Origin of the sequence: Vibrio caribbeanicus ATCC BAA-2122 (assembly GCF_000165125.1) — a bacterium.
GTDB lineage: Bacteria > Pseudomonadota > Gammaproteobacteria > Enterobacterales > Vibrionaceae > Vibrio > Vibrio caribbeanicus.
The window spans coordinates 1-26,568 of sequence record NZ_AEIU01000088.1; the positions used below are offsets into that span (position 1 = coordinate 1).

General features: G+C 37.9%; 8 protein-coding genes and 3 pseudogenes. 6 read left to right on the forward strand and 5 right to left on the reverse strand.

The window, feature by feature from the left end:
- The 4 genes and pseudogenes from RH40_RS14145 to RH40_RS21105 all read right to left on the reverse strand — a co-directional run.
- On the reverse strand, positions 1–744 hold a 744-nt coding region (locus RH40_RS14145), incomplete at its 3' end, for a hypothetical protein (protein ID WP_009602270.1).
- A 15-nt stretch (positions 745–759) separates the two neighbouring features.
- A complete protein-coding gene (locus RH40_RS14150; RefSeq protein WP_009602271.1) occupies positions 760–7,407 on the reverse strand; it encodes a non-ribosomal peptide synthetase in 6,648 nt (2,215 codons plus the stop codon).
- A gap of 306 nt (positions 7,408–7,713) precedes the next feature.
- Positions 7,714–8,664 (reverse strand): 2,3-diaminopropionate biosynthesis protein SbnA, encoded by a 951-nt coding sequence (gene sbnA / locus RH40_RS14155; protein ID WP_009602272.1) that lies wholly within the window; start codon positions 8,662–8,664, stop codon positions 7,714–7,716.
- 296 nt (positions 8,665–8,960) lie between these two features.
- Positions 8,961–9,122 (reverse strand): annotated as a pseudogene (locus RH40_RS21105) (ISAs1 family transposase); the annotation flags it as partial.
- 78 nt (positions 9,123–9,200) lie between these two features.
- On the opposite strand from RH40_RS21105, the pseudogene RH40_RS20540 reads away from it, so the two are divergent.
- From RH40_RS20540 to RH40_RS14185, 6 genes and pseudogenes are all read left to right on the forward strand, one after another.
- Positions 9,201–9,317, forward strand: a pseudogene (locus RH40_RS20540) (IS3-like element ISVpa4 family transposase); the annotation flags it as partial.
- Positions 9,318–9,623: 306 nt separating this feature from the next.
- Positions 9,624–9,764, forward strand: a pseudogene (locus RH40_RS21110) (thioredoxin domain-containing protein); the annotation flags it as partial.
- 242 nt (positions 9,765–10,006) lie between these two features.
- On the forward strand, positions 10,007–11,167 hold the full coding sequence (locus RH40_RS14170) for an MFS transporter (protein ID WP_039954768.1): 1,161 nt from the start codon (positions 10,007–10,009) through the stop codon (positions 11,165–11,167).
- A gap of 388 nt (positions 11,168–11,555) precedes the next feature.
- The gene (locus RH40_RS14175; protein WP_009602275.1) at positions 11,556–12,020 is read left to right on the forward strand and encodes a DUF4174 domain-containing protein; all 465 of its coding nucleotides are present in this window, start codon (positions 11,556–11,558) and stop codon (positions 12,018–12,020) included.
- 696 nt (positions 12,021–12,716) lie between these two features.
- Positions 12,717–13,877, forward strand: a complete 1,161-nt coding sequence (locus RH40_RS14180) for an alpha-xenorhabdolysin family binary toxin subunit A (RefSeq protein WP_241209899.1) — start codon at positions 12,717–12,719, stop codon at positions 13,875–13,877.
- Positions 13,878–13,969: 92 nt separating this feature from the next.
- Positions 13,970–16,369 (forward strand): hypothetical protein, encoded by a 2,400-nt coding sequence (locus RH40_RS14185; RefSeq protein WP_009602277.1) that lies wholly within the window; start codon positions 13,970–13,972, stop codon positions 16,367–16,369.
- A gap of 113 nt (positions 16,370–16,482) precedes the next feature.
- Here the strand turns inward: RH40_RS14185 and RH40_RS14190 are convergent, their stop codons facing one another.
- A complete protein-coding gene (locus RH40_RS14190) occupies positions 16,483–26,286 on the reverse strand; it encodes a retention module-containing protein (protein WP_009602278.1) in 9,804 nt (3,267 codons plus the stop codon).
- Positions 26,287–26,568: the final 282 nt, after the last annotated feature.

Sequence of the window (26,568 nt, forward strand, 5' to 3'; positions counted from 1 at the left end):
GTCTATAGCATTATTATTAAACTCTTCCTGCAAATTGAGTTCCGCTTCACTTAAAAAGTTTAGCGACTCTAAAGGTTCGTATAAATTTCCAACAATGTTAGTTAGCAGACATACAAAGTTATTTATGAATAGCTCATTCAGTTTGGTATGTGAATTTTCGTAAGAGGAGAAGTTTAAGCTGAATCTACCATTTGAATTATAAACATGTAGGTGTGCACTACAAGCAAGATTTGATATTTCTTCTTTATGGCATGAGTCATATGTGATTAAAAACTTTGATTTACTTTCTACGTGTAGCTGCCCACTTACGCTTTTTAATACATCAATATTCCCTTCGCAATGACTTAAAGACTCTATAATCTCAGACTTGCATTCCACAAATGCCTGTTTGAAGCTCATCTTACAATCAATATCATTGTTAAAGTAGACTTCACTTAAGGATTTAAATTCATTTACCTTACTAAAGGCTGGTGAGAATACCACAAGATTCTTTTTATAACGTGATAATAAAGCCTCTAGTGTTGTAAGAAAAAATCCGAAAACAAGTAAAGGTGAGTTGTTACATAACTCTCGGACTCTTTCGCTTAGCGCTGGTTCTAGCTCTATAGAATATTCTGACTTTAAACGTGGTTCTTCCCTATCAACATACTCTGACAAAAATAAACCTACATCTTTTGCAAGATTAAGCTCCCTAAATTTTCTTATCCAATACTCATTGTTGTTTTTTTCAATTATATTTTTCATTATACAGCCTAAATTTTAGAAAAGTTCCACTAGATTAGACATATTGTCCACTTCAATTTCTACAAGCGACAAATCAATATCACGGAGTAAAACGCTAGGCTTTGTTACAATAATATCGATAAGTTTCTGTAAACGGGCCTGCATCGTCTCTATAGTAAGTTTGCTGAATTTCGTACGATCGAATTCAATTGAACAAGTTAGCCCCTCGCTATCTGCTGCAAAGTCAAAAGATAACTCATACTTACTACTAAAATATTTCGTCGCGACTGAGCTCAAAGAAACAAGATCGTCTTTAAGTAGCTGAACATCTTCAAATGTAGCTGTAGAATCCGTATTAAAATCAACGTACGTATTATATAGATTTTCGCTATAAGATTTTGGAATAACCCCTAAGATCTCAACGAATGGATAAGCTTTGTGTTCTAGAGCCTCCATTACAAGCTCATTAACTTGCTCTATGATTTCACAGAAGTTACTCTCTGGTGAGAACTTTATTAGACGCAATGGCAAGCTATTTACAAAGTTTCCAATTTGACCTTCTAACTGAGGATGGTCTCTAAGTGCATAGGAACTACCGATAGTAATATCGGTTACTCCTCCATAATAGTAATATAGGCTGTAGATTAGGCTAAGCACACCAACATATGCAGTCGTGTTGTGATCCTTTATCAAAGATAAAAATTTTCTTGATGCTTCCTTTTCAAATCTTATGTTTAACCTATCTCCTCCTTCACCAGTATGGACACTATTACTGTAATCGTAAGGTAGTGTAGGCTTAGGAGACGGTCCATTATAAAATTGTGAGGCCCAATATTTCTTACTATTGAGCATTTTGTTACTCTCGACGGCCTCGTTGTACCAGATAGAAAAATCCTTATGTTGAATATCAAGAGGGGAAAGGCTAGAGATTCTGCCCATTAAGTTATCTTTGTAAGCTGAATAAAACTCATTGATGAATATGTCAGATGACCAACCGTCAAAGATTATATGGTGAAAATTAAATACTAGGTAAGATATAGAATTATCACATCTTATATAACTCAACCTAGATAGCGAATCACTTCCTAAGTCAAAGCAGTACTTAGATTCACTTTCTATTACTTTGTTAAGTAATTCCATGTCGTCACTTTGCCCGATAGAATCGTATGACCTAAAGCTGTTAACTAGTGGCAAACTATCTGGATCCAATACTGACTGCTTCAAACCTTCCTTTGTATTGATAAACTGTGTTCGTAAACTTTCATGTCGTTCAATTACAGTAAAATAAGCTAGACTTACTGCTTTTTCATCTATTTTACCTTCTAACTTAAAGACCATTGGCACATTATAGGCATACGCGTTTTTATTAATTTCGCTCGCAGCCCAAATACCCAACTGAAGTGGAGTGCACGGGTAATAGCTTTCATGTGGAATATTTCTTATAGGCTCTAAATTTGATTTAGATTTGTCTTTTATATAATTAGATAGAGATTCTATAGTTCTATATTTAAAAAGTTCTGCTAAAGTAATTTCTATCGATAACTCCTTACGAACTCTCGAAATCAACATTACCGCAGTCAAAGAATGTCCACCAATGCGAAAGAAATCGTCCTTTATACTAATTTCACTATTATTTAGTAAACTACTCCATATTTCTTTAAGCCTAATATCCGACTCGGCCCTGGGTGCATGATACTCAGTTACAGCGCTCTTATCTTCAGGCTTCGGAAGGCGTTTTTTATCTACTTTGTCGTTCTCATTTAGTGGGATTTCTTCTATTTGAATTATATATTCCGGAATCATAGCTTCGGGTAGTTTCTGAGCAAGATTAATTTCTACACTGCTAATATCCAACTTTTTGTTGTCTACTGAGCATACATATGCGCATAAGGTTAATTCACCAGATTTCTTCTCGGTTGCAATAACAACACTATGATTTATTTGTTCTAGGCTACATAGCTGGCTTTCTATCTCTCCCAACTCAATCCTATGCCCTCGAATTTTAATTTGGTTATCTTTTCTTCCGAAGAAGTCAAAATATCCTTTCGGATTGTACCTTCCTAAATCACCAGTTCTATAGAGTCGTTCTTGACCATCTACAAACGGATTATCTATGAAAGCGGCACTAGTCTTCTCAAGGTCATAGATATAACCACGCCCAACCCCTATTCCAGCCGCACAAATTTCACCTTTTATCCCGATAGGGCAAAGGTTCATGTTTGCGTCTGTTATGTACATCTTGAAGTTTTGTATTGGATTACCAATTGGCGTTGTCAACTCCGACACTGGAGATGTAATAAAATAGTGTGTAAAACCATCGGACGCTTCCGTTGCACCATATGCGTTTAGCATAGTAATCGTAGGGAAGTATTCTAACCATCTGGCGACGGCATTAGGTTGTAATGTCTCTCCCCCCATAGCCAGATATCTTAGCGGTAAGTGACATCTTGAGTTTAATGTGTCTAAATAATCGAGAAAGATAGTCAGGAATGAAGGCGACATTTCCAAAATGCTCACTTCTCTTTCATTTAAACGTTCAATCAGTTTTGGGAGGTCTAACATTGTACCTTTACTAAAGATACTGCTTTTCCCACCTACTATATGTGCCGTAAACAGTTGCCATATCGATATATCAAAGCTTTGAGAAGCGTCTTGAACTATAACTTCTTCAGAAGTCATCCCGAGGTCCACTACTTTGGCGACCATATGATTTAGCATGCCCAAGTGTTCAATCATTGCTCCTTTAGGCTGCCCTGTAGAACCGGAAGTAAAACAAATGAAAGCAACATCCTCGTCAAAACTATGATGTTCTTTCAGTAACTTCGGTTGATTATCAATATCGCTTGAACAATATCGACCGGGACCTTTCTCAGCATCGGTTTCATCAATGTATAGGGTATGCTTGATACATTTAGCTCGCGCAATTATTTGTTCTGACAGTGGTTCATGAGTTAGTTCGCTTATAACAAGCACTGATTGGGACTTTTTTATCATCGTTGCCATTCGATCTTGAGGCAAGCTTGGATCTAATGGCAGGTATATCATTCCCGCTTTCCATATCCCTAGGATGCTCACAGCCCAATTAACGGAACGTTCCAATATAACACTAATGACCGACTGATGATTTATCGATAAAGACAGTAAAAACTGTGCGAACTGATTACTTTTCTCTTCTAATTCAAGATATGTAATTGAATCGTTCTCGTCCTCAACAGCGATTTCATTGGGGTATTTTTTTGATGTTTCTATAAAGCAGTCAATAAAATTACTATGATTTGTCAATCCAACTGCTGTGTCATTGTACTTATCTATTATTTCAAGTTCTTTTTCCAATATAATTGGGAATGAGCATATTGTTTTATCTAAATCAGACATAGCCACTTTAACAATATTTTCAAAGTGCCCACATAAGTTTTCAATTTGAAAGTTCTCAAACTTACTTGAACAATACTTAATTTGGATGTTCAACTGCCCATTTCGCTCAAAGAATATGATATTTAAATCTACCAAAGAGTTCCTGTTGGTGGGTACATGATTAATATAACTTATATCTATCTCACTTTCACCAGAACCAATCTTAATTTGGTAATCAAAATCTTGATACTCAACTAAAACATTAAATAATGTATCTGAAGACTTGGCAATATTTTTTTGCAAGTAATAATATGGATAGCGTTGATTTTTAAAGCTATCATATATTTCTGACTTTGTGCTTTCAATTACATCAGATATTTTTTGCTCATGGTTAACCTTTGTACTCAGCAAAACTGTGTTTGAAAAGGGACCTATTAGGTCTTTTAGATCATGTCGAGATCGGCCATGAGCAACGGTAGCCAAGACAATATCATTCTGTCCCGTGTACCTATGAAGTAATATATTTAAAAATCCAACTAAAAGTGTATAAACACTTGTCTCTTGAACTCTAGCCTGCTCCCGTAGTGTATTTGTTAGCTGGACCGATAAATGATAATTATAATGAGATGAGTATAGCTCTGTTTCAGTTTTATCCGGTGATTTAAGATAAGGTAGTTCTAGCTTGTGACTTTCGTTAGAAAGCTTCTCTTTCCAGAATTTTTCACTCTCTATAAAGCTTTTAGAGCTTTCTTGTTCTATTAAACGTTTTGAGTATTCTGGGTACTGTAAACTTAACTCGGCTAAATCACAAGATTTCTGAGTGGATAAAGAGCTATATATGATAAATAGTTCATTTATTAGGTTACCTATAGAGAACCCATCAAAAATAATATGATGTAGTACAAGTTTTAATAAGTAACTTTTCTTACCTTCTTCAATTAATGAAGCTCGTATTAAAGGAGGTTTTGATAGGTCAAAGAAACCATTATTTACTTCGCTTTTATCAACACTATTCGTAACGTTAAGCCCATAAAATTTAGTATTAGATTGAAAGTCAATATTAAATTCCAAATCTTCTTTTATTATCTGTCTTGGTTCCCCATCTATTTCAACAAATGAGACCCTTAATATATCATGCCTTTCTATAAGTTTTAAAAATGCTCTTTGTAGAATTTCCTTATTGATTTGACCAGAAATATTTAGTTCAATTGGGCAATGATAAATATCCTGCATAGGTGCCAATTGGTGACTGATCCAAATTTGTTTTTGATTATAGGATAAAGGGAATCCTTGTTCTGTCTCTTCTTTATCATCTTTTCCTATATCCAATGAATCTGGAAGTATATAACTTGCCAGTCCTTTAGGCGTTGGCACTTGATAGATATCATTTAAATCAATCTCAAAATTATATTTAGATGAAATTTTAAAGCACAGTTCTATAGCTTTGAGTGAACTTCCGCCTAATGCAAAGAAATTATCTTCTCGATCAACATTTGTCCTTCCCAGTATCTTCTCAAATTGTTGACAGAGCCAACTTTCCATATCCGACATATTCTTATCAATGGTCTCTATACATGACAACTCGTTGCCGATATATTTAGCTAGCTCTTGAGGTGTAGAAGCTCTATAGATTTCGTTGTAATCTATCTGAAAGTCGTATTTAGAGGAGATTTCAAAACACATTTGTATGGCTTTAAGTGAATTGCCACCTAGTGAAAAGAAATTATCATTTATACCAACATCTTTTCTTTCCAGAATATCGTCAAATCGTTGACATAACCAACTAACGACATCGGGTTGTATTTCCTGCTTTTTATCTCTCTCTTCGAACGTATCTTCTGAATTTTTAGATATGAGTAAAAGTTTATCCTTATCAACTTTGCCATTTACAGTTAAAGGTATTGAGTCAACTACAAATGTTAGGGATGGTTGCAAGTGTTTAGGGAGGATTTCTTTCAACTTGTCGTTGAACTCAGACAAGATAAATTCTTTCTCGGTTATTAAAAAAGCTAGTATCTGTTTGCTTTCTTTCTGGATGATAACTTCCGCTCTCTTTACTAAAGACACAGCCGTTATTGTTTTTTTTATTTCTTCTAGCTCTACTCTTATTCCATTAATCTTTATTTGATCGTCTCTTCTCCCTAAGAATATTAAATCTCGATCACCACTCCTTTTTCCATAATCGCCCGTCCTGTATATTCTCAAGCTTTTTTCTGTATCTATCGTTATGAACTTTTCTTCTGTTAAAGACTTATTCCTCCAATAACCACGTGCGAGACCAGCACCCGAGATGCATATTTCGCCAATATCATCACCTTCAACTGGCTTTAGTTCATCATTTAATAATATTATTTCTACATTCGATATCGCGTCTCCTATACTAACTTCATTACTTTCAAGTGAGCACTTTTTCACACTCGAACACACAGCACCTTCAGTTGGGCCATATTCATTATATAGTTCGCAGTTGTTCGTCAATTCGAAATGTGATTTCACTAAGTCTAGTGTTAACGGCTCACCTGCTAAAGTAACCGACCTTACTGAATCGAAACTGCTAGCTAAATTTCCGAGTAGTATCTGATAGTAACTTGGAGTAAATAAAACATGAGTAATACTGTATTTCGAAATCAAATTGAGTATAGACTGTTTGGAAAATTGCTCAGACGAATTTTGAAGTACTAGTTTACCTCCAGAAATTAGTGAGGAAAATATATCTTCTAACGATGTATCAAAAGCATATGAAGCAAACTGTAAATGTGTGTCAATTTCGCTAAGATTATAATATTCCTTACGCCATTTTAGTGTATTAACAATATTTCTGTGTTCAACCATCACCCCCTTAGGGTGCCCTGTTGTACCAGATGTATAAATCATGTATGACAGATCAGATGATTTAACAGTTGGTAGTTGAACTTTTTTATAATTAAAGTCAACATCTTCCACTAAACAAGCTATGTCACTATTTAAAGAGCTAGTTTTCATCAAGTCTTCAGTTGTTAACACCAAATCTAGTTCAGCATCACTAATGATATGCTTAACTCTTGAACTTGGATAGCACGGATCTATAGGCACATAGGCATAGTTAGCTTTCATTATACCTATTAATGAGGCTATCATATGGGGAGACTTTTCCAACATCACCCCAATAAATCCTCCCGAATTACGACTCTTAACCTTAAGAATATGGTCAGCAATATTATCACTAAGTTTGTTTAACTCTGAGTAAGATAACCTCTTATCATTATATATAAGTGCAGTATTATCTGGAGTCAGTGTAGCCTGCACTTCAAAAAGTTGAACTAATGTGTTATTTGTTTCACGTTTAGACATTTTAAGTCCTTTAAATTCTATAAACTATGATTTAATAATGCAGATTTTTAGTAAGCCAAAACGTTCTTACTCGTTAAATAAGTGTGACACTGAAAACTATACAAGCTCAGATATATTCAACTTTTTGGAATATTGTTCTTCTAGTACTTCTGAAGCAGCTGTACGATTAGCATTTATCTACGAACCTTCTAGATATGCAATTGAATAGCCCGTCTCGTAATCATTAAGTAACATCAGTGCAGAAGCACGTTGTAAGTTGATTTAATATTTTCCATTTAGCTATCCACTTTATTCCGCTCATTTAACTTAAACCTCACAATTAGAATAATTTTTATGCACCCATTCATCGCAGTATATTGTGCTCACATACCTTTCACCGGAATCTGGACTTATCGCAACAACACTGCTTCCTTTGGGTATTTTCGATGCATATTTTTTAATAGCCGCAACTACAGTGCCTGTCGATCCTCCTGGTAAATAACCGTATTTGGACGCTATTTCCCTACACATTTTTATCGTTTCTATCTCACTCACTTGTATTTTATCCGTAAGATACTCGTCATCGAAAAAGAAAGGCATTACGCTAGCACCTAATCCCGGTATATGACGCTTACTTCTGGGCGCACCAAATGTCACAGATCCTATGGAGTCAACCGCAATAATCTTCGTTTTGGGTAATTGGTTCTTGAATGCATCTACACATCCCATTAGTGTCCCTGTAGTACCTGCTCCTACAAACAGATAATCTAAATTTGGAAACTCGTTGATAATTTTTTGAGCTGTCTTACTTGAGTGGGCTTCTATATTTGCAGGATTTCTATATTGGTTTAGCCATATTAAGTCTTTGTCATATGATAGCTGCTCTTTAATATATCTTATACGACTACCTAAATAACCATCTCGGTTATCTGGCTTGTCTATAACAATTACTTTAGCGCCATAAGCTTCCATTTGCTTTATATTGCTTTTCAATGTGTTTTTATCTACAACACATGTGAAATCATAGTTTCTAGAAGCACAGATCGCGCTTAGAGCAACTCCTAAGTTACCTGAACTAGATTCAATTATTCTATTTTTAGAAGCATCTATTCCATCGACTTCAGCAGCATCAATCAATGCTTTCGCAGTCTTTAGCTTAATTGAATGTCCTAGGTTAAAGCATTCTAATTTAATAATTACATCTAGATCATCAATTAGCCCATTAATTTCTAAGAATACGTCGTCATGAAGAACATCATCAATTTTTTTGAAAATCATAATAGTGAATCCATACGGCTAGAATGTGCTTATACTAAATTTCCAGTCTATAATGTGCACTAGTTCCCTCTCGATACCGACTAAATATAGACTGAACTACACTCCCAGTTAGCCTCTATTTTCGTACACAAATCGAACCTTTCATATATCAGTTTTTAAATTACCAAAGCATATGAAACTAATGTAACAACAAGATTTTAAAAGACAACATAATTCACGTAATTAATTGATAATTATCACATGATTTTAATTTTATATAATAACAAATCAATCGTAACCAATGGTATGGACTACGGCTAGCGCATTTTAATCCCAGGCTCCAACAGAGTTGAACGGCATTCATCATCCAGCCCCACCATTTTCTTTTTGCGTGCCATAATTTCAGATTTGCTTTCATCTTGCTTAATCAGATTTAACGCTATTTTTCTCATCACATTAAAGGCTAACGCGCCATTACCAGAGTGACCCCTGATTTTCGGACATGGCTTTAAGTTATTAATCTGTTTCGATATTACACCGAATGACAGGGACAGATTATGATTAGAAAACGTAGAAACCACTCTCCTAAGTTTAAAGCTAAGGTGGCACTTGCTGCCGCTAAAGGTGATAAAACTGTCGCTGAAGTAGCGCAGAAATATAATTTACACGCCAACTAAATATCGACTTGGAAAATGTTCTTATAGTCGCAAGCTTCGTGCCTTATTGCTCTGCATATATAAAACCAATAAGGTTGTCTAGATGCTCTTGAAACTTAACTTTATCATTAAGAATTCCAATGCCACTGAAATTCGTTAGCTCTTGAGAATATAATTATCAAACCTTACAAAAAGACTAAATTCAATAATAAACAATATATTAATCTCATTTTGACAATAAATTGAAATCCACAGAATGCTTGCGTTGGGTTTGTGCCTGTGTTCTCCGACGTTGTAGCCTAAAGGTCAAAATCTGCACGATTTGTAAAAGTCGATGCTGATCTTCAGCAAAACTTAGCCACAAAATACCAAATAAGAAGCCTGCCAACCATTATGGTGGTCAAAGATGGAAAAATGATTGACACCATGAATAGAAATTTAACAAAAACATCATTTAGCCAATGACTTACAAAAATAACTGGGTAATTAAATTAGTTATTTTAAAACGAATTTTAAGCTTTAATCACAGCCAAAAACATAATTTTATTTGCTCTTGATGACGATAAATTATTTTTGTCGTCAAGATCAAAAGCTTTCGCTTTACCTCAATGCCATTTAATCAGATAGTTGCGCAAAATTATCTCCTATACCTAAGTAACTTCAAAAATACTTGGAAACATAACAACTCATGATTTGAGGGCATGAAATTGGAAAATTCAACCTTTCCACATTCAAACGCACGCGTTTCAGTACCTGTTATCTCTCTGGCACTGTATGCCATAGCGTCAGGATATTTAATGAGCCTAATTCCTTTAATGCTCCCCCTAAAGGGCATGGATGAGAGTTTGGCAAGTATGCTAGCGAGTATATTTTACGCTGGTTTGCTTTTGGGTGCACTCGGTGTTGAACCTGTAATCAAACGATTCGGACACAAACGAGTCTTTTTGTTGTGTCTTTCAACATTTGCCCTCACAACTCTCAGTATTTCATTATACACAGACAGCTTTATATGGCTGACCAGCCGTTTTATTGCTGGTATCTCTGTTGCAGGTATATTTGTTACCGTTGAATCATGGCTAATACACGGTGCTGAACATGCCAGAGCAAAAAGACTCAGTCTTTATATGGCCTCTCTATATGGTGGTAGTGCGTTAGGACAATCTGGTATCGGTTTGATTGGTGTTTCTGGACATGTTCCTTTTATTGCTATTGTTTCCCTGCTTATTGGGTCGATCTTAATTCTAATCTTTGGACAGAGTGACCAACCAGCAAGTGAAGATTCTTATTCGATAACATTTACTCAATTAAAAAGGCTCAACCATTCTGCAATTATAGGCTGTATGGTATCTGGTTTGACCATGAGTACAATATATGGATTAATGCCACTGGAATTACAATCTTTAGGAATTTCAAATACCGATATCAGCGGCCTAATGGCAGCGGTTATCCTAGGTGGAATGAGCATTCAGCCTATATTGCCATGGATGTCAAAGACTCTTAGCCATACTCTTTTGATGGCTCTATTTGCACTTCTCGGCGTAACAGCAATTGCTATAGCGACTTTAATTGGCACAACTGGAGCCTTAGCTTGTGCACTGTTTTTGCTCGGAGTATCAACCTTTGCTCTATACCCTGTAGCTATCAACCTGGGTTGTAAAGGCCTAGATAAAGAATATATTGTCTCTGCAACCCAAGTTATGCTGATAAGCTACAGTTTGGGCTCTGTTATGGGTCCAATAATGGCTGAGCAGTTTAACCATGGTTCCGAGGGAGTTATGCAATATTTGTTCATCACACTGCTAACAACTTGTGTTTATATGATTATACATAGCGTTAAAAACATGAAAGCCGCTATTACCAAGGCATAATATACTGACCCATTTAACCTCTAGATGCTAGGTTAAGCAAAAACCGCTTGTTTTACAGGCAACAATGTTTAACCTAGCCATCGAAATTAAACTTCGGTAACGACCTATACCCACCTCTTTGTGACACACCACAGCGTCTATTTTATAGTCAAATAACTTGTTGAGAGCCCACGATTACGCTACGTTATTTGCCTTAAACTCAGCACTGTGGCGTCGCTCTGAATCCTAAATGTCGAAATCACTTGGGTATATAGTGCTTCATTTAGCCTCACATCTCGAAGTCGCTCAGTTACACGGTCAGTCATCAATAAATAAACTATGCTTATTTTATAAAATTGCTCTTTTTCTGAGTTTGAGCTGTGAGCACAAATAATTCGTAGTTAAGAGCATGTTGAGTAATTTTGATGGTTTGTTTATGCGATGTATGTTGCTTGTACTCCTCACGATGGCATTATCTACCCCCATCTGGTCATACCCATCTCATCATGGTTTTTGGTCTCATCGAAGTGTTATTTACTTCGCACCCAGTTACGATAAGCATGTTGAACAATTTTTACTTGAAACACTTATAAATCAATGTGAGCTAGACGATAGAGATTTAATTACTTTAGTTATTACTGAAGATGGTTTCACTACTCCAAGTTGGGTTGAAGAGTATTTTGATACAAAAAGCTTATTCACAATCTTTGAGGTCAAACAAGGCTCACATACCACCCTGCTAATCGGTAAAGATGGTGATGTGAAAATGCGTTGGGGCAAGAAAACAGATTGGAAGAAAGTGAAGCAGACCATCGATCTTATGCCACTCCGACGTCAGGAAAGAACAAGCACTTTGAGTCCCTGCTCTGCCTAAGAGCTCCTTAATTCAATCTAAACTTGCCGTAATTCCAAAACTCCTCATTTGTATTTTCCTTTTACTGAATACTGTCGCATCGCTCTGGACCCTGCATTTTGAAATCACTTGGGTATATGTAAACCAGTGTTCTCACAATGACCACTTAAAGAGCAATTAGCAGCGCATGATGTCAAAATAATTTAGACCGCCACTTTTTATTTATCACTAAATATAAAAATAAAACTATAAATAATTATAATTAATTTTGCGGTTAATATCATTTATTAACTTGACAATATTATCACTAATTGGTTTTTTAAACATTTGTTTTGAATAATTACTTTAAAAAATATCATTTTTTTACTGCAAAAAAATTATTCTTTTGAATAAATATAACGTCTTGTTTTAACGAGAAAATAATATCTAGAAATAAAAAACAGCCTACAAAAAAAACCTTATCGATCAATTGTTGATCTATAAAAGTACATTTATGTGACCAATGACTCTTTTTATTGGTCATTTAATATTATAAGTTGAAATTAAGGAAATTACAGAGAGGTATTCTATTTAAGGAATAAATATACAGATAATCTTTATAATTTAGTAATAGTAATAGAGTTAGATTTAAAGGAATAATAATGGAATATATTAAGAGACCAATTTTTTTTATCCGCTCTTTGTATGGGCATATTGGCTTCCACTGTACAAGCATCAATGTCAGAAAATCATACTGAATCCAATTTTTCAGAACCATATATCGAACCAATAAGTTACGAAACAATAATGGGGGAAGGAGGTGCTTTTATAGATCTCAATACCGAAGAGTTTTTATTGAATCATCAGGAATGGTTTCAAATACAAACCTATATCGAAGGTGCACTATCTTTACCCATTACTCAAACCAGCATGAAGTCTGTTTTTGGAATTTCTAATGATATCCCATTTTCCGATTTTCAGGCATTATTGGATCAATACAAAAATGTTCATTCCAATGCGTACTATTGGAAAACAGATTTGTATCCGAATATTGTCGATTTGGCACTCTCTCTGTCAAATTATCACGATATACAAAGGTACATGCTTAACCCATTGAGTGCACAATTAAATATCATCCTCAGCAAATCTTTTTCTCCCCTCCCTGATGATATTGAAGCTGTAGAACAAGCAAGAAAACTCTCTATTGTTTATCTAACATCACTAAAAAACTTTTCACTCAACAACCAAATAAAAGTTGAAAACGCAAGTGATGAGCTTCTTGAATTTTCAGCAAAAATGGAAGCCCAAAAGTTACAATTAGATGTACTAAAAGAAACACATAGCGCCTATTTGGAGGATGACGGAAGTGAGCTTCAACAACGTATCGATGACTTAAACAATAGAGTTAAATTACTCAATTCCGATTACGATCATTATGTCACGGTTGCAGCTACTGCTGTTACTTATGCTTGGTTTCCATGGGCTGCTGTACCAGTAATGGGAGTCTTTGGAGACAAAGCTGAAAAAGCTCGAAAACTTAGAAATGAGCTTCAAAAAGAAGCAGAAGAGCTCGAGTCTAAGCTATCAATGACGCAAAAGATATTCAACTCTTATCAACGTTCAAGCGGAAGTATTGCTGAAATTTCTGAGAAAATTGAAAATGCAATTCCATATGTAAATAAATTGAAACTGCATTGGCAAAGAATGAATAATGACTTCGATACACTGATTATCGCTCTCGAAGCAGCAGAAGCAAATACTGAAATCTTAACCTCTAACGCAATGATGGGCGCTGTTGGTGCACTCGCAAATACTGCAGTTGCCGAACAAAACTGGAACAATATTAGTCAAAAAGCAAAAACTTTTGCTAATAAAGCTTACATCCAACCAGCAGATTAACTCTCTACGTCATTTAAGATAAATACTCTCTACCTAATCTAGGTGGAGGGTATTAAAGGCATCCTAATAGATCGAACATTAAGGAAACTCCAATGAAAAAGAGTATTACATTTGCACTGAGCATCGTTTTCTCACCTTTTGTATTCGCAACAAATTGGAGCGATGCAAACAACCTTCCCAGTGATATCTCTTATCCTTCATGGATAGAAACACCCTACTCGAAGTCAGACCGATTACAAAATGCCACATCAAATCTTTATGTGGATTTGAAACAATGGATTGAAGAACAAAATTTATATCAAACTCAACCTACTTCAATATACGTATTTGCGGACACCATTGAAATAAAGGAAAACTTTAACCTTGTAATGCAAAATCAGAATCTTGTAATATTTGCTCGCAGGGTTATTGGCCCTGGCAGTCCGACTTTTGTTATTGGTCAAGGTAACACTTCATCCTCTGTAACCATCATTTCACCAAACGTAGAATCCCCTTTCAATGTCATCTCATTTATTCCTAATGGTGAAATAAAGTTCGATAGCATTGATAATGCTTCCTCTAGTGGTACTTCGATAATCGCGTCAGGTAATAATTATTTTAAACAAGTACATGATGATAGTTATGACATGTTTTTGGCGAAAGACGATGGTCAGTTTAGAGATATTGTAAATCGAACATTCGATATGGCGGTAAGTGTTTACGACAGCAATAAAAGCCTCAGTCTTGATCTCATCAAATGGATTGAAAACTCGTTACGCAAAACCAGAAATCTTGTTGAGAGCGATCCCATTCTTATTGACTTATATTCTCAAACTCTCGCATTCAGACAATTCATTGAACTAAGCATAAAATCAAAAAATGTTGTCCCTTATCTAGACCGCTCTTTATATCGGGATAAGTACCAGATATATCTAAATACAATGATGATATTTGAACAGCACAGAGAACGTATCATTGATAGAAATACTTCAGAGCAAGACAAGATAGAAACAACGAGATTGGCGATTTCTAGCATCAACGATGTATTAAAAACACAAGATACCGTTATCTCTCAAACCAAACTAAACATTGATAAGCTTTTCAAAAGTGTCACTGATGTTGAATCTCAGTATCAAACCCAAGAAATCACAGTTCTTAGTGCCCGCAGTAATTATTTGTATGGCGTTGAAGTGTGGAAAACGCAGCAACAATTAGAAGCAGCGCTTGCGATATTTCAAGCTATTGCAGACATAGGTTCAGCAGTAAGCGGTGTTTACACTGGAAGCTTAGCAGGAGTAAATAACCTAACTGAACAATTGTCAAAAACACCAGAAGCACTCGACAAGGCAAAAAACCTTGTGACGAATCTCAAAGCAGTAACAGAAGTTATCGGAAACATAACAAAGGTTGCCACGGGAATTGCAAGCTTAACGTCAGAAGTTAAGTCAACAATGAAATACCAAAAAATAACCAATATTATGGACTCATTTGATTTTGCTGTGCCAACGCTTAATGAAAGTAATTTAGCATGGGATATGATGTTAGCAGAAGTGAGGAGTAATTTAAGGTACGCGGACTCTTTAGGAATTCGCGGGGCTCGTAACTTTCTTCTTGAGCTAGAGAAACAAGTTCTATTAGGTAAAGCGATTAATTCGTCTCAACTTAACTTAGTGCAGGAACAAGCAAAATTAGTCGATCTCTTGCTTACAAGGTCAACAACGATCAGCCAGAAAGAGAGACTGGAGGAGCATCTTCAAAACGCCTCGGACGATAGCATTCGACTCGAACTCATTGAACGAGAGTTAGCGAGAACATCGCAGCATTTTAAACGTCCCATGTTTATTGCACTATCAAACTACCTAGCTGCTTTTGAATATTGGTCTCTGGCAAAAAGTCAAATTTCGCCAAGTTTGAACAAAAGCTATTTAGACTATCAATTCGATCTAGCGGCGATTGAAACCGAGTATCTCGATGCACTAAACCATTTCCAGCCTGCACCACAAGACTTTTCGATCACTAACTACAACATTGATGACAAAAAACAAATAGCCGCTATCAAGAATACAGGGCAGTTCAATTTCTCTGTTTCTCTCGATGCCCCCTCATTTTGTGCATTCGATAGAGTTCGTTTAAACAAAATCAGAGTGTTTTTGGAAGGCGCTGAGCTTCCTTTTGGGAAACAGTTTAATCTTAATATTACCAGCACTGGTAACTATCTTGACCGGTTAGGAGCCGAAACCCATAAATTTAATTCTAAGCCACTCCAACTTGCATTTTACTACCATTTAGATGACCCAATAAATAACCAAACGACCATCACAACCGATGGTTCATTATCGGGACGATTTAACCACATATACTTTGAACCAACACCTTTTAGCAACTGGAATATTTCATTAAACGGTTTCGACAAAAATATGCCTGAGAATAACCAATATTTAGAGCATATTTCGAACATACGAGTTGAGTTCTATGGTAATGGAATTCCAAATGGCGACCATTGCAGTAACTAAGATTGAGATAAGGAGGGTTTACAACTGGTAAGCCCTCTAATTAAATGAATAGAACTGTACTAAAACGTCCTCAACCTTACAAAAGTAGGATTGAGGACGTTGCTGAATAGAAATTACTGACCGTTTAATATGATATTGTTATCAATTAAAGTTGAAATTATTTGTGATGAATCCATATTGCTAAAGTCAATCTGGAGCCCCAAATCCTCTACTAAAATTGTCTGCCCAGCACTACCATCGGGGTGGACATTAAGCTTGATATCGTCGCCATCAATTAAATTGGCGTCTAGTTGAGCAAGTAAAGTATTCATATCAACATTTTCTTGTTTAAGCTCTGTCAGTACTTCACGCAGGTCAATCTTATCTCCTTCGGTAACATTGAAGTCAGTGATAGTATCAGTGACACCACCATCAATTTCATTCCAAATAAAGATGTCCTCTCCTTCACCGCCTGTTAGCATGTCTGAACCCAAACCACCATCAAGAGTGTCTCCACCCGTGCCGCCAACAACTCTGTCGTCTCCAGCTCCCGCATACAATTCGATTCCTTCATCACTACCCAATAGTCGGCTATCTTGACCTAATAAAGAGTTATCGATATTTGAACCATCGGCGGTCACTGTTAAGTTGATATCAATTGGAACTGACTCAGCTGTAGAGCCATCTGTCTCCATTGAGATAGCCGTTAATTGGATTGTATGCGCTCCCTCTTGTGCTCCCACAATAGAGATACTATCAATCTCACTCGCAGGAACGACAAGCTTTCCACCTACAGGAACGAGTGTTCCGGATGAAGTTTTAACACTCGCTCCAGTTGGAATATCCGATAATTCAAGCGAAAGCTCTTCATGCACATCCGTAAGAGCAGCAACAATACCCGACAAAGCAATACCATTGTTACTGGCAGTTACGCTTGAATAAATGTTTTTGATATCATTATTATCAGCTGCGATGGACAAGGTTACCGAATTGGCAACTGGTGTGATATTTATTAGTTTCTGCTCAGTCTCCAACATACCTGATGGATTACCCACATCGGTTACTGCTATGGTCAGCGTAACACTATCAGAGGGAGCATAACTGGCATCAATTTGAATCCCCATTCCCGAAGCCGGAGAATCAAGCAAAGCGTTGAGCTCGCTAATGGGACCAGTTAAACTAATTGAGCTTTCTGAAACACGAATGAATGATACCGAGTGAGCAGGGATTAAATTGACATCTAATCGGCCAAAATCGACACTCACTGTTACTGTCATGGCTTCATCATTAATGGCATCTACGTCACCGACAACAATGCCAGACAATGTTTGATTTGCAGACTCGCTAATCACTGAGGTGATATTAGTAATATTGATATCTGGCTTATCATTGATGGCTTCGACGTCAACTACCACATCAAAAACTTGGTTCGTCGTTGGGCCTAGGTATTCATTTCCATTCGCATCTTTATCAATCGATTGAACCGTAACCTTTAAACTAGACTCATTCCAATTCTCTTTATTATTATCGCCAGAGTTAAATACGATTTTTTCCAACTCCTGAGCATCAACACGCTGTTCCCACTTACCGTTACCGAGGTTGGTCGCGGCTGTTATACCATCAGGATAGTAAATCGTTGCGCCGTCAGGTACTTGCTCAACAGTGATCAACAGTGTTTCGGGTCGGTCTTGATTAATATTTCCGGCTGACAAATCGCTTTTATCGACAATATTTGCATCAATAACAATATCGATGTTCTCACCTTCATCACCAGCAGCATTATATACAGGGTCAATGTCCACAACATCGCCGACAGGTCTCACCTCGAACGCAAACTGCCCATGATGTTCCTTTGGTTCCTGAAGCAATTGCTCCTGAGTAAACACTGTAATCCCGATGTCAGCAGTGCCACTAAAATGTTCTGCTGGACGAATAGAAATTGCCGACAAATCAATGGTTTTTATGCTTGAGTCGGTTAATTGGATCACCCATTCACCACCACCACTACTCTTAACCACAAATTCAGATGATTGACTACTTACCGTAAAGTCCTCAGGCACACCGGTTAACTTAGCTGACAAAAACTGCTCTGAACCATCGGTATCATTCAATTCGATAGACAACCCTGAGCCACCAAATGTGAGCGCTATATCCGTGTCTTCATCAGCAACAACGATAATGTTGTCAGTCGCCGTTGGCATATTTACTGAATCGGCAACAGGTACGATATCTATGTCTACATTTTGTGTGAAAGTTCGTTCCGCCCCAATATTAGTGACTTGAGTAGTCCCTGTTGTATCAAAAATCGTTTGATCGACAACAGTAGCTTCTACGGTAAAAGAAACCGAATTACCACTTATATCTGTTGGGTAATTATCTTGAGGTACAAAATATAGGCTATCTAACGCGGCCTGAATAACCGAAGGATCATTTGAATCGACAATAAATACGCTGCTATCTGGCTGAATCGGAGCTCCGTTCACATCGGCAAAATAGCCAATGTTAGCATCAGATACAGTAATCTTGAGTTTTGTTACTGTCTCCTGACCTTGATTACTGCTATTACTGGTGTCTGCCAGAGTAATATCAAAATCTAACTTTATAAGATTATCTTCGAGTGGTTTAACATCCAAAACATTACCCGTGACTTTTGCGACTGAAGTTGCCGTTAGGTTCACTTCAGGCAAAATGTCAGCGTCGAGAGGTTGACTTTGCTCACCCGTATCTGGAGTAATATCTACGACTGGTGATATAGCGATAGGAATATTTAGATCAATACGATTCTCATCACCTGACTCAATATCGGTCGTTACAAAAGTAATGGGTAATTTGAAGTCCCCTGCGTAATCTTCTGGAAGTACAATCTTGAGCCCATCAGGAATATCTATGCTGCCATCATGTTTAACCATTGCCTTAAACAGATAAAGATTGTTGGCAAAGTCGTGATGAGCACCAATTACTTTTAACCCCGTTACTTCTCCCGGAATTTTGCTTGGATCGATCACAATGGACAACTCATCTACCACATTATCGGCGGTGCTTGAGTTGCTGTCACTGCTTATTTTGATGACATTGCTTAATTGATCACTCAGATCAAGGTAGTTATCTTCGATACCTAATAAGATAGCGTCTGCTGAAATGATTTGTTCGATGACAGATGCTTTACTATTTGGACCAGATATACTGTCCGGAAATGTTAAATCTACTGTTGTTGATTTTTGGCTAACCGAGCCAGTTTCACCCTCATCGCCTTTATCGTATACTTGCGCGACAAATTCGACTTTTAAGCTGTTCCCACCGGCATAATTCAATCCGTTAGGTGCGATGATACTGAAGTTTTCCTCGTTAACGATGGTCCAGGAACCATCACCATTGTTGATAGCACCTTGGACAAAAAGCTGATTCAAATCATCGCCTGATATACCAACAAAGCGCACTACCACGTCTTTAATCAACTCTTCTGAACCAGGGTCAAGAGCTTTAAAATTGATAACGTTTGCACCGCCATTTTGATCATTAATGGTAAAATCAATGCGGCCATCATCGTTCGCATCATCAATTGTGGTCACAACTGTGTTATTCGATGTAACCTGAAGAACACCATCAATCTCAACGACAGGCATTACTACAACTGTTAATGATCCCGTCACCTCTTTCGGGTCTACGTGGTCTCCATTATTATCTGCATCATACTCTTCAATGGTCAATGTTGACTGCAGATCCATATCGAGACTTGAGTCTTCTGGAGGCTTTACGCGAATAATTGGCTGACTAGAACTTTCATTAAGTCCAGTTATCGTCAAAGTATTGGTTACCTGATCATAATTCGCAGTACCACCCGTATAGTTACTCACTGACAATCCATCAATGGTAATCTCGACATTTTCCGGGAAACCAGAAATAGTAATCGATGTAACATACTCATAATCACGGCCATTAGCATCTGAGACTCTATCGGGATTCTCTTCATTTTGCAGGTTCCAAGGAACGACAATGAAACTATCTTCATCACCGAAAGAAGTTCTGCTGTACTGAGCGTCATGTCCACCTGCATCTATAACAGGCACCACTTTAATCAATATACTGCCATCGACCTCTCTGATATGACCATCATTCTCGGTAATAACAGCTTTGGTTGAGATATTGATGTCTTGTGTCCAGTACTCAGGCGGCTCAACAGTAATACCGGACTGATATTGCTGCTGGGTAATATTTGCTTGATAGATGGGGCCATTAGCGTTATTCCCGACATATACTAAGTCGACGACACCACCATTATTATCATACAACTTTACCCCTTCAGGAATATCAGAGAGAAGAACCGTAATGGACTCGGAATTATCATTCACTCCATCTTTCTCTTCACCCGATAGTACTGCATAACTCAGCTCAATACTTGAGTTTTCATTGATAACGACTTGGGCACCCGCATTGCCATTTTTGTCTGTGTAGTTATACCAAGTATCAAGATCAGCTCCAGTCACTGGAATATCTTCAATGTCTGGGATATGAGGAATGTCTGCAACACCTTTTACAGAAACATGAACGAGCTTACCCGCGCTCATTTCAACCACATCAGTTACTTGAGAGCCATCACCGAGTGTTGCAGTATCTTTTACGATACCGGTTACTTTGAAATTAAAGTCATCGTTGGAATGCAGCGGCGGTTGGATCTCAACTTTATCCAAGTCTGATTGTCCAATCTCGTAATAAGTATTACTGCCATCAATAATCAGTGACAACGGAGACCCAGAGCTTACCCAACGTACTTCAAACCCAACAAGAGGTTGACCATTTTCGTCAGTAAAATTGGAAAGACGGACATAAAGAACTTCAGAGGTATCTCCTGTTGTATTGATGTCATCTGTCGAGTTAAGTGTGATTACTTTATCTAGTGTAAATGACTCATGGTCGATCTCTGGATCGATAGTATTTTGGCTCGCGGCGTTATCCTCAAAGATAGAAATACGATTGACAGAGAAACTACTTTCATCCGCTTTAGGGGTTACATTAAAGATCAATACTTTAATGTCGCTCTCTGCCGTTTCCTTCCCGGAAACAGCGTTGGTTGTCTCAGTGGTAATTGCTGTAGTTTCAAACTTAATTGCACCAGAGAAGTGCTCTCTCGGTTTAAGCTCCACGCTGTTAATCTGGTCTGAACTAATTAAGTAAACACCGCTCGATTCCTCGGCAATAACTTGTCCTGATGCATTCAATAACTCGAACTCACCCTGCCCTTGAGTCACCTCAAGTCTATAGGTCATTATTTCAGGGTTGCTGTTATCTTGTGTAACCGCATTTAGTCTGAGAGTTTGACTATCACCATCCTCTGCAAGCATGTATTCGTAGGTGCTATTCGCACCATCCCATACTGCAGTATCTGCAATACTTTCCACTTCAATTCTGAAACTAGCATCCAAACTATGGTCAAATACTCCACCATTATGAATTTCAAGCTGATAATCAATTTTGATACCAGACTGATTTGATGAATAGTTTCTATCTGGAACAAAATACAGATTATTAATCGTTGCTATCTGGTCGCCTGCAGAATTCACGCTGGACGACTGATCGATCACTGCAGCATCAATATGGATCTCGCCAGTGTTATTGGGTGCTATTTCGACGTAGTGGTGGCCATCAAAGTAGTAAAAACTACCATGATGCTCCCCTGGCTTAATCGTCATTCCACCGATGGACTCATCATTGTCTGCGTCGTGTAGATTGGTTTGAAGCGAGATCTTTAATGGTGCATCTAAACCCGAAACACTGCTGAGGTTATCCTGTGCATTCGCCAACTCAACATTATTTGGATTATAGTTAATCGACTGAACTCGACCGGAATCTTCAAAGGTTTTGACCTCGAGAGCAATAGCTGACGCCTGTCTATCAACGATACTTAGGTCAAGCTGTGCCTTCGACTTATCGTTATCTCCATCGGTAGCTGTAACATCAATAGTAAAGTTGAACACATCACCACTGTGCTCTAGGTTGTCGAATGCTTTAAAATCGATAGTGCCGTTTGAATTGACTCTGAGCTCACCAAGCTCACGAATCTCCGTTATTCCGCTGGTTGCTTCGTATTCTTGATAGACTTTAACCGTTTGAATACCCGATTGAATATCTACGCTATCGACATAACTTCCATTCACTCCGCCAAACTTAATGACTGAATTGCCATCAGTACTACCTTCTATCAATGTAATTTGGGCGTCGTCTGCGCCCTTATCACTTTCTGAGTCGAACATATTGACTGTTGCAAACTCACTCCCTTCCACACGCGATATCGATTTTTCTGACAATAACGGAACATCATCAATAATGGTAATAGGAAGAGTAACTTCGTCAGATTTATCGCCATCAAAGTCTAGGGCCTTAACCTTTAGGGCTAATTGAATGTTATTTTCACCACTGCCATCTGCATGATCAAACGACTTATACAAGTCAAATTGATAGCTATGGTTTGACGTATCAAAAATAATCCTCAGTACAGGTTCATTGCTGCTTTGAGTGACTGCTGTGTAAATAAAAGTTGTGCCGCTTGTCTGGGTTGTCGACCACTCTATGTTTTCACCACCAACAGATAATCCGTCTAGCACACTATCCGTATTAGTAATTTCATATCCTATTATGCCATCAGCGCCTTCAGTAACATTAAGGTCACCTCGAATACTCGTATCATCGGAGCGATCGGAGCCAATAACAGCAATATCATCTTCATCAACAGTCGTTTCACCTGTTACCCCAGAAAGTGTTGGCTGATCATCAATAACTTTTATTGGTAAACGAATAGGATCGGATACGTCGCTCTCTCTATCAATAGCCACGACATCAAATGGAACCGTGAGACTGTCTGTGTTTTCATCATGGTCGAGGGCTTTTAATTGTGTATATGCGTACCCACCATTATCGGAGAGAACTAACGTGAAAATGACGTCACCGCCAGCGGTACCTTGATAGGTGGTCGCTCCAGACACACCCGTGACTTCAGATATCGTTACCACTTCTCCATTGGACTTTAGAGCGTTTTGGGTATCTGACAAGTTCACCAATTTATAAGAAACGACATCATCAGCGCCAGCAGTGACAAAACTGCCCGTAGCAATTGCTGGCGTGCTAGAGCCTGCCACCGTATTTTCCTCATCAACAATAAAGGTACTGGATGAGTGGATGGATAGAATAGAGGGGCTATCATCACCAATGGTTATTGGCAAAATTATTCTGTCTTTGTCACCATCAATATCCGTCGCTTCAACCGTAAAGTCCATTTGTTTACTGTCGCTGTTGGCATCATGATCAATCGCAGTTTTAAGCTCAAATGTATAACGACCGTCTTGGAACAAGGTCAATATAAACACTTCGTTATCTGAAGTTGATGCCGTATAAGTTACCACACCGTTAACATCAACAGACTCAGAAAGTATGATCGCCTTGCCTTGAGACGTCACACCATTGATCGGATCAGTACTCAAATCAAGTCGGTAACTAACTATATTATCAGCACTTTTAGTAGTTAAATCTCCCTCTTTAGTCAACTGAGTCCCGTCAGGACTCGAGCCAGCCACCAAGTCATTCTCTTGAATGGATAGGGAATCAACAGATACAATTTTAGGTTGATCATCCCCAATAGAAATTGGGAGTGTGATTCGGTCGGTATCACCGTCACCATCAGTTGCCACTACTATAAAATTGATGGGGGCATTGTTACTATTAGTATCATGATCAATGGGAGCCTTAAGGGCAAAAGTATAACTGCCATCAGGTCGCAAGCTTAGTCTAAATATTTCCTGAGTATTTGTAGAGCCAGTATAGATATAGCTATTGATAGCACTATCGTAAGTTTCAGTGAGCGATATTACTAAACCATTTGATGTTAGGTTCGCTATTGGGTCAGTGGAGGTATCTAGACGATAGTTAACCACTCTATCAGCACCTTCAACGATAGAAAACTGACCAGTTACCTCTAGAGAGCTACCATTAGGCGCAGATCCTGAAGCAAGAGTACTCTCACTAACAGATAGAGACTCTGCACCTTTAAACGATAGTATATCGTCTTTAACTTCAATAAGAATCTTGCCGGCCTCTTTTGACCCGGTCCCACCCAATAATTCAGAGCGGTCGCCACCTGCATCGACTGCGTAGACAGGCAATTCAATTGTCAAAGATGCATTATTAGACCCAAGATGATCAAGTTGTTCTGATAAAGTAAAGTGGTAATCACCTTGTGCAGGCCAATCTAACTTGATTTCAAATACAGTAACTCGATTTCCATTTAGTTCGATAAAGCCTTCATATGCGCGAACGCCATTATTACTATTGACAAGTTCAAGAAGGACTGTTTGACCGTGCGCTGTCAGTGACCCATCAGTGTTAAATTCATTCGGCTCTAACTCAAAGTGATCGATAATATCACTACCAGCCAATGCTGAAATGACGCCCGAGCCAGATACTAAATCGATATGAGGTTGAGAACCGTTTACAAGGCCTGCCTCATCAAGAGTGAGCTCAGAGATACCAGTAATTATTGGATTTGTACCATCGACAATTTCAATATTAATAACATTACTAACCCTGTCTTGGTCATAATCCACTATGGTGGTTGTCAACGATAAAGAGATCGTATTTGAGCCATTCTGTTCGAGTGGTTTATACTGCTGGTAATAATACTGGCCTTGCGTATCTACACTAACGGTTAATACTGTCTCTCCGGTGCTATTTGCTCTTAGAGTGATCGTTGTTCCATCTTCAGATATCGAGGCTGTCGTATTTTGGTTATCGCTCAACAAGCCATCGAATTGCTGCAAAGAAGTATTATCAAAAGTCACTGACAATAGATAATCACTTCCTATTTCAACAAGTTGACCTTGAATTAAGCTTGAATCCGATTCAACTGCACGGATAAAAGTATCTTGTGGAGTTGGATTAACACCGTCATCAATAAAAATTTGTGCATCAATAGGTGATTGAATAGCATTACCACCTGAATCTGCCCCTGTTATTTTGAAGCTAACAGAAACTTGGTCACCAATTATTGCGACTTGACCTTCTCCAATAGAAGTTACGTGGTCAATCGGTTGCCTTACTGTTGTTGTCAATTCTATGTTGACGTCTTTACCAACAAGCTCTGAATCAATATCGATACGTAAAACCTCGCCCTGCGAGTTCACACCAATAAAGGCATTTTCCACTTCATCGTAAGTGAAGGTAACTGATTCACCTGAAGAGGTAATTTTTGAATTTAATTCAGATAATAGGCTTATCATTGAAGCAGGTTCAGGAACAAAGCTCTCCGCATCAAGAGAAAGATCACCAGCGAAAATTGTTGCTGTAGCCGTTTTTACTTGCGGATACGTACCTGCTGATAGATCACCTTCACCGAGTACTTTTGAAACCCTCTCACCGCCAGAAGCAAACACGAATGTTCTGAGCCCGTCTATAAATTCCTCATCGTCTTTTTGACTCTGATTTGATGTTTCAAAGAAGGTAGTCGGCAATGCTTCAGCGCGATTGTATTCAATGGTTACAAAGCCAGTGTTGGCAGAGCCTGCAATTCCGTCACCAGCAGCAGTTGCCTCCAAAATTTGGGTCGGATCAGCACCCTGTAAAATTGCATCTTGAATTGCTGCAATATCATTGCCATCGAGACTGCCGCTTAGTTGTTCTAAATTAAACTCAATGTCGCCGTTAACCGGTGTAACACTTGAGACTTTGGTTTCTTCATTTTCTAAGTCAATAAAAATGCTATTTTCGCTCACTTTTGAAGGAACACCATCCGTGCTCAGTACCACCGACGCATTACGTGAAGTCATCATGATCTCATTCGACTGAAGTTTTTCGCCTTGAGTCAGTTTTCTCACCGCCCCATCTCGCCCTATAGCGACAACTTCGCCATTTACTTCGTCCAAAATACGAGGCTGGCGTACTATTTCGAAATGCATAGGAGTTCCTTCAATTTGATTTAACAAATTAATAACAATTAACAACTTATAAAAATATTGGTGACAAAAGTATCAAATTTAGTTTTTATATCTAGTACCTGATTTCACGATTTCGCTATCAACTACTTTATAGGCAGAAGTATTGATAGTTAAATCAATGAAATTTCTGTGTTAATTTTTATAAAGAACCAGCATTCTCAAATATGAGAATGCTGGTTAAAAGTTGTATAGATATCTTTTTAAGTCGAACTCGATGGAAGCTACTAAACAGTTAAACTTTAA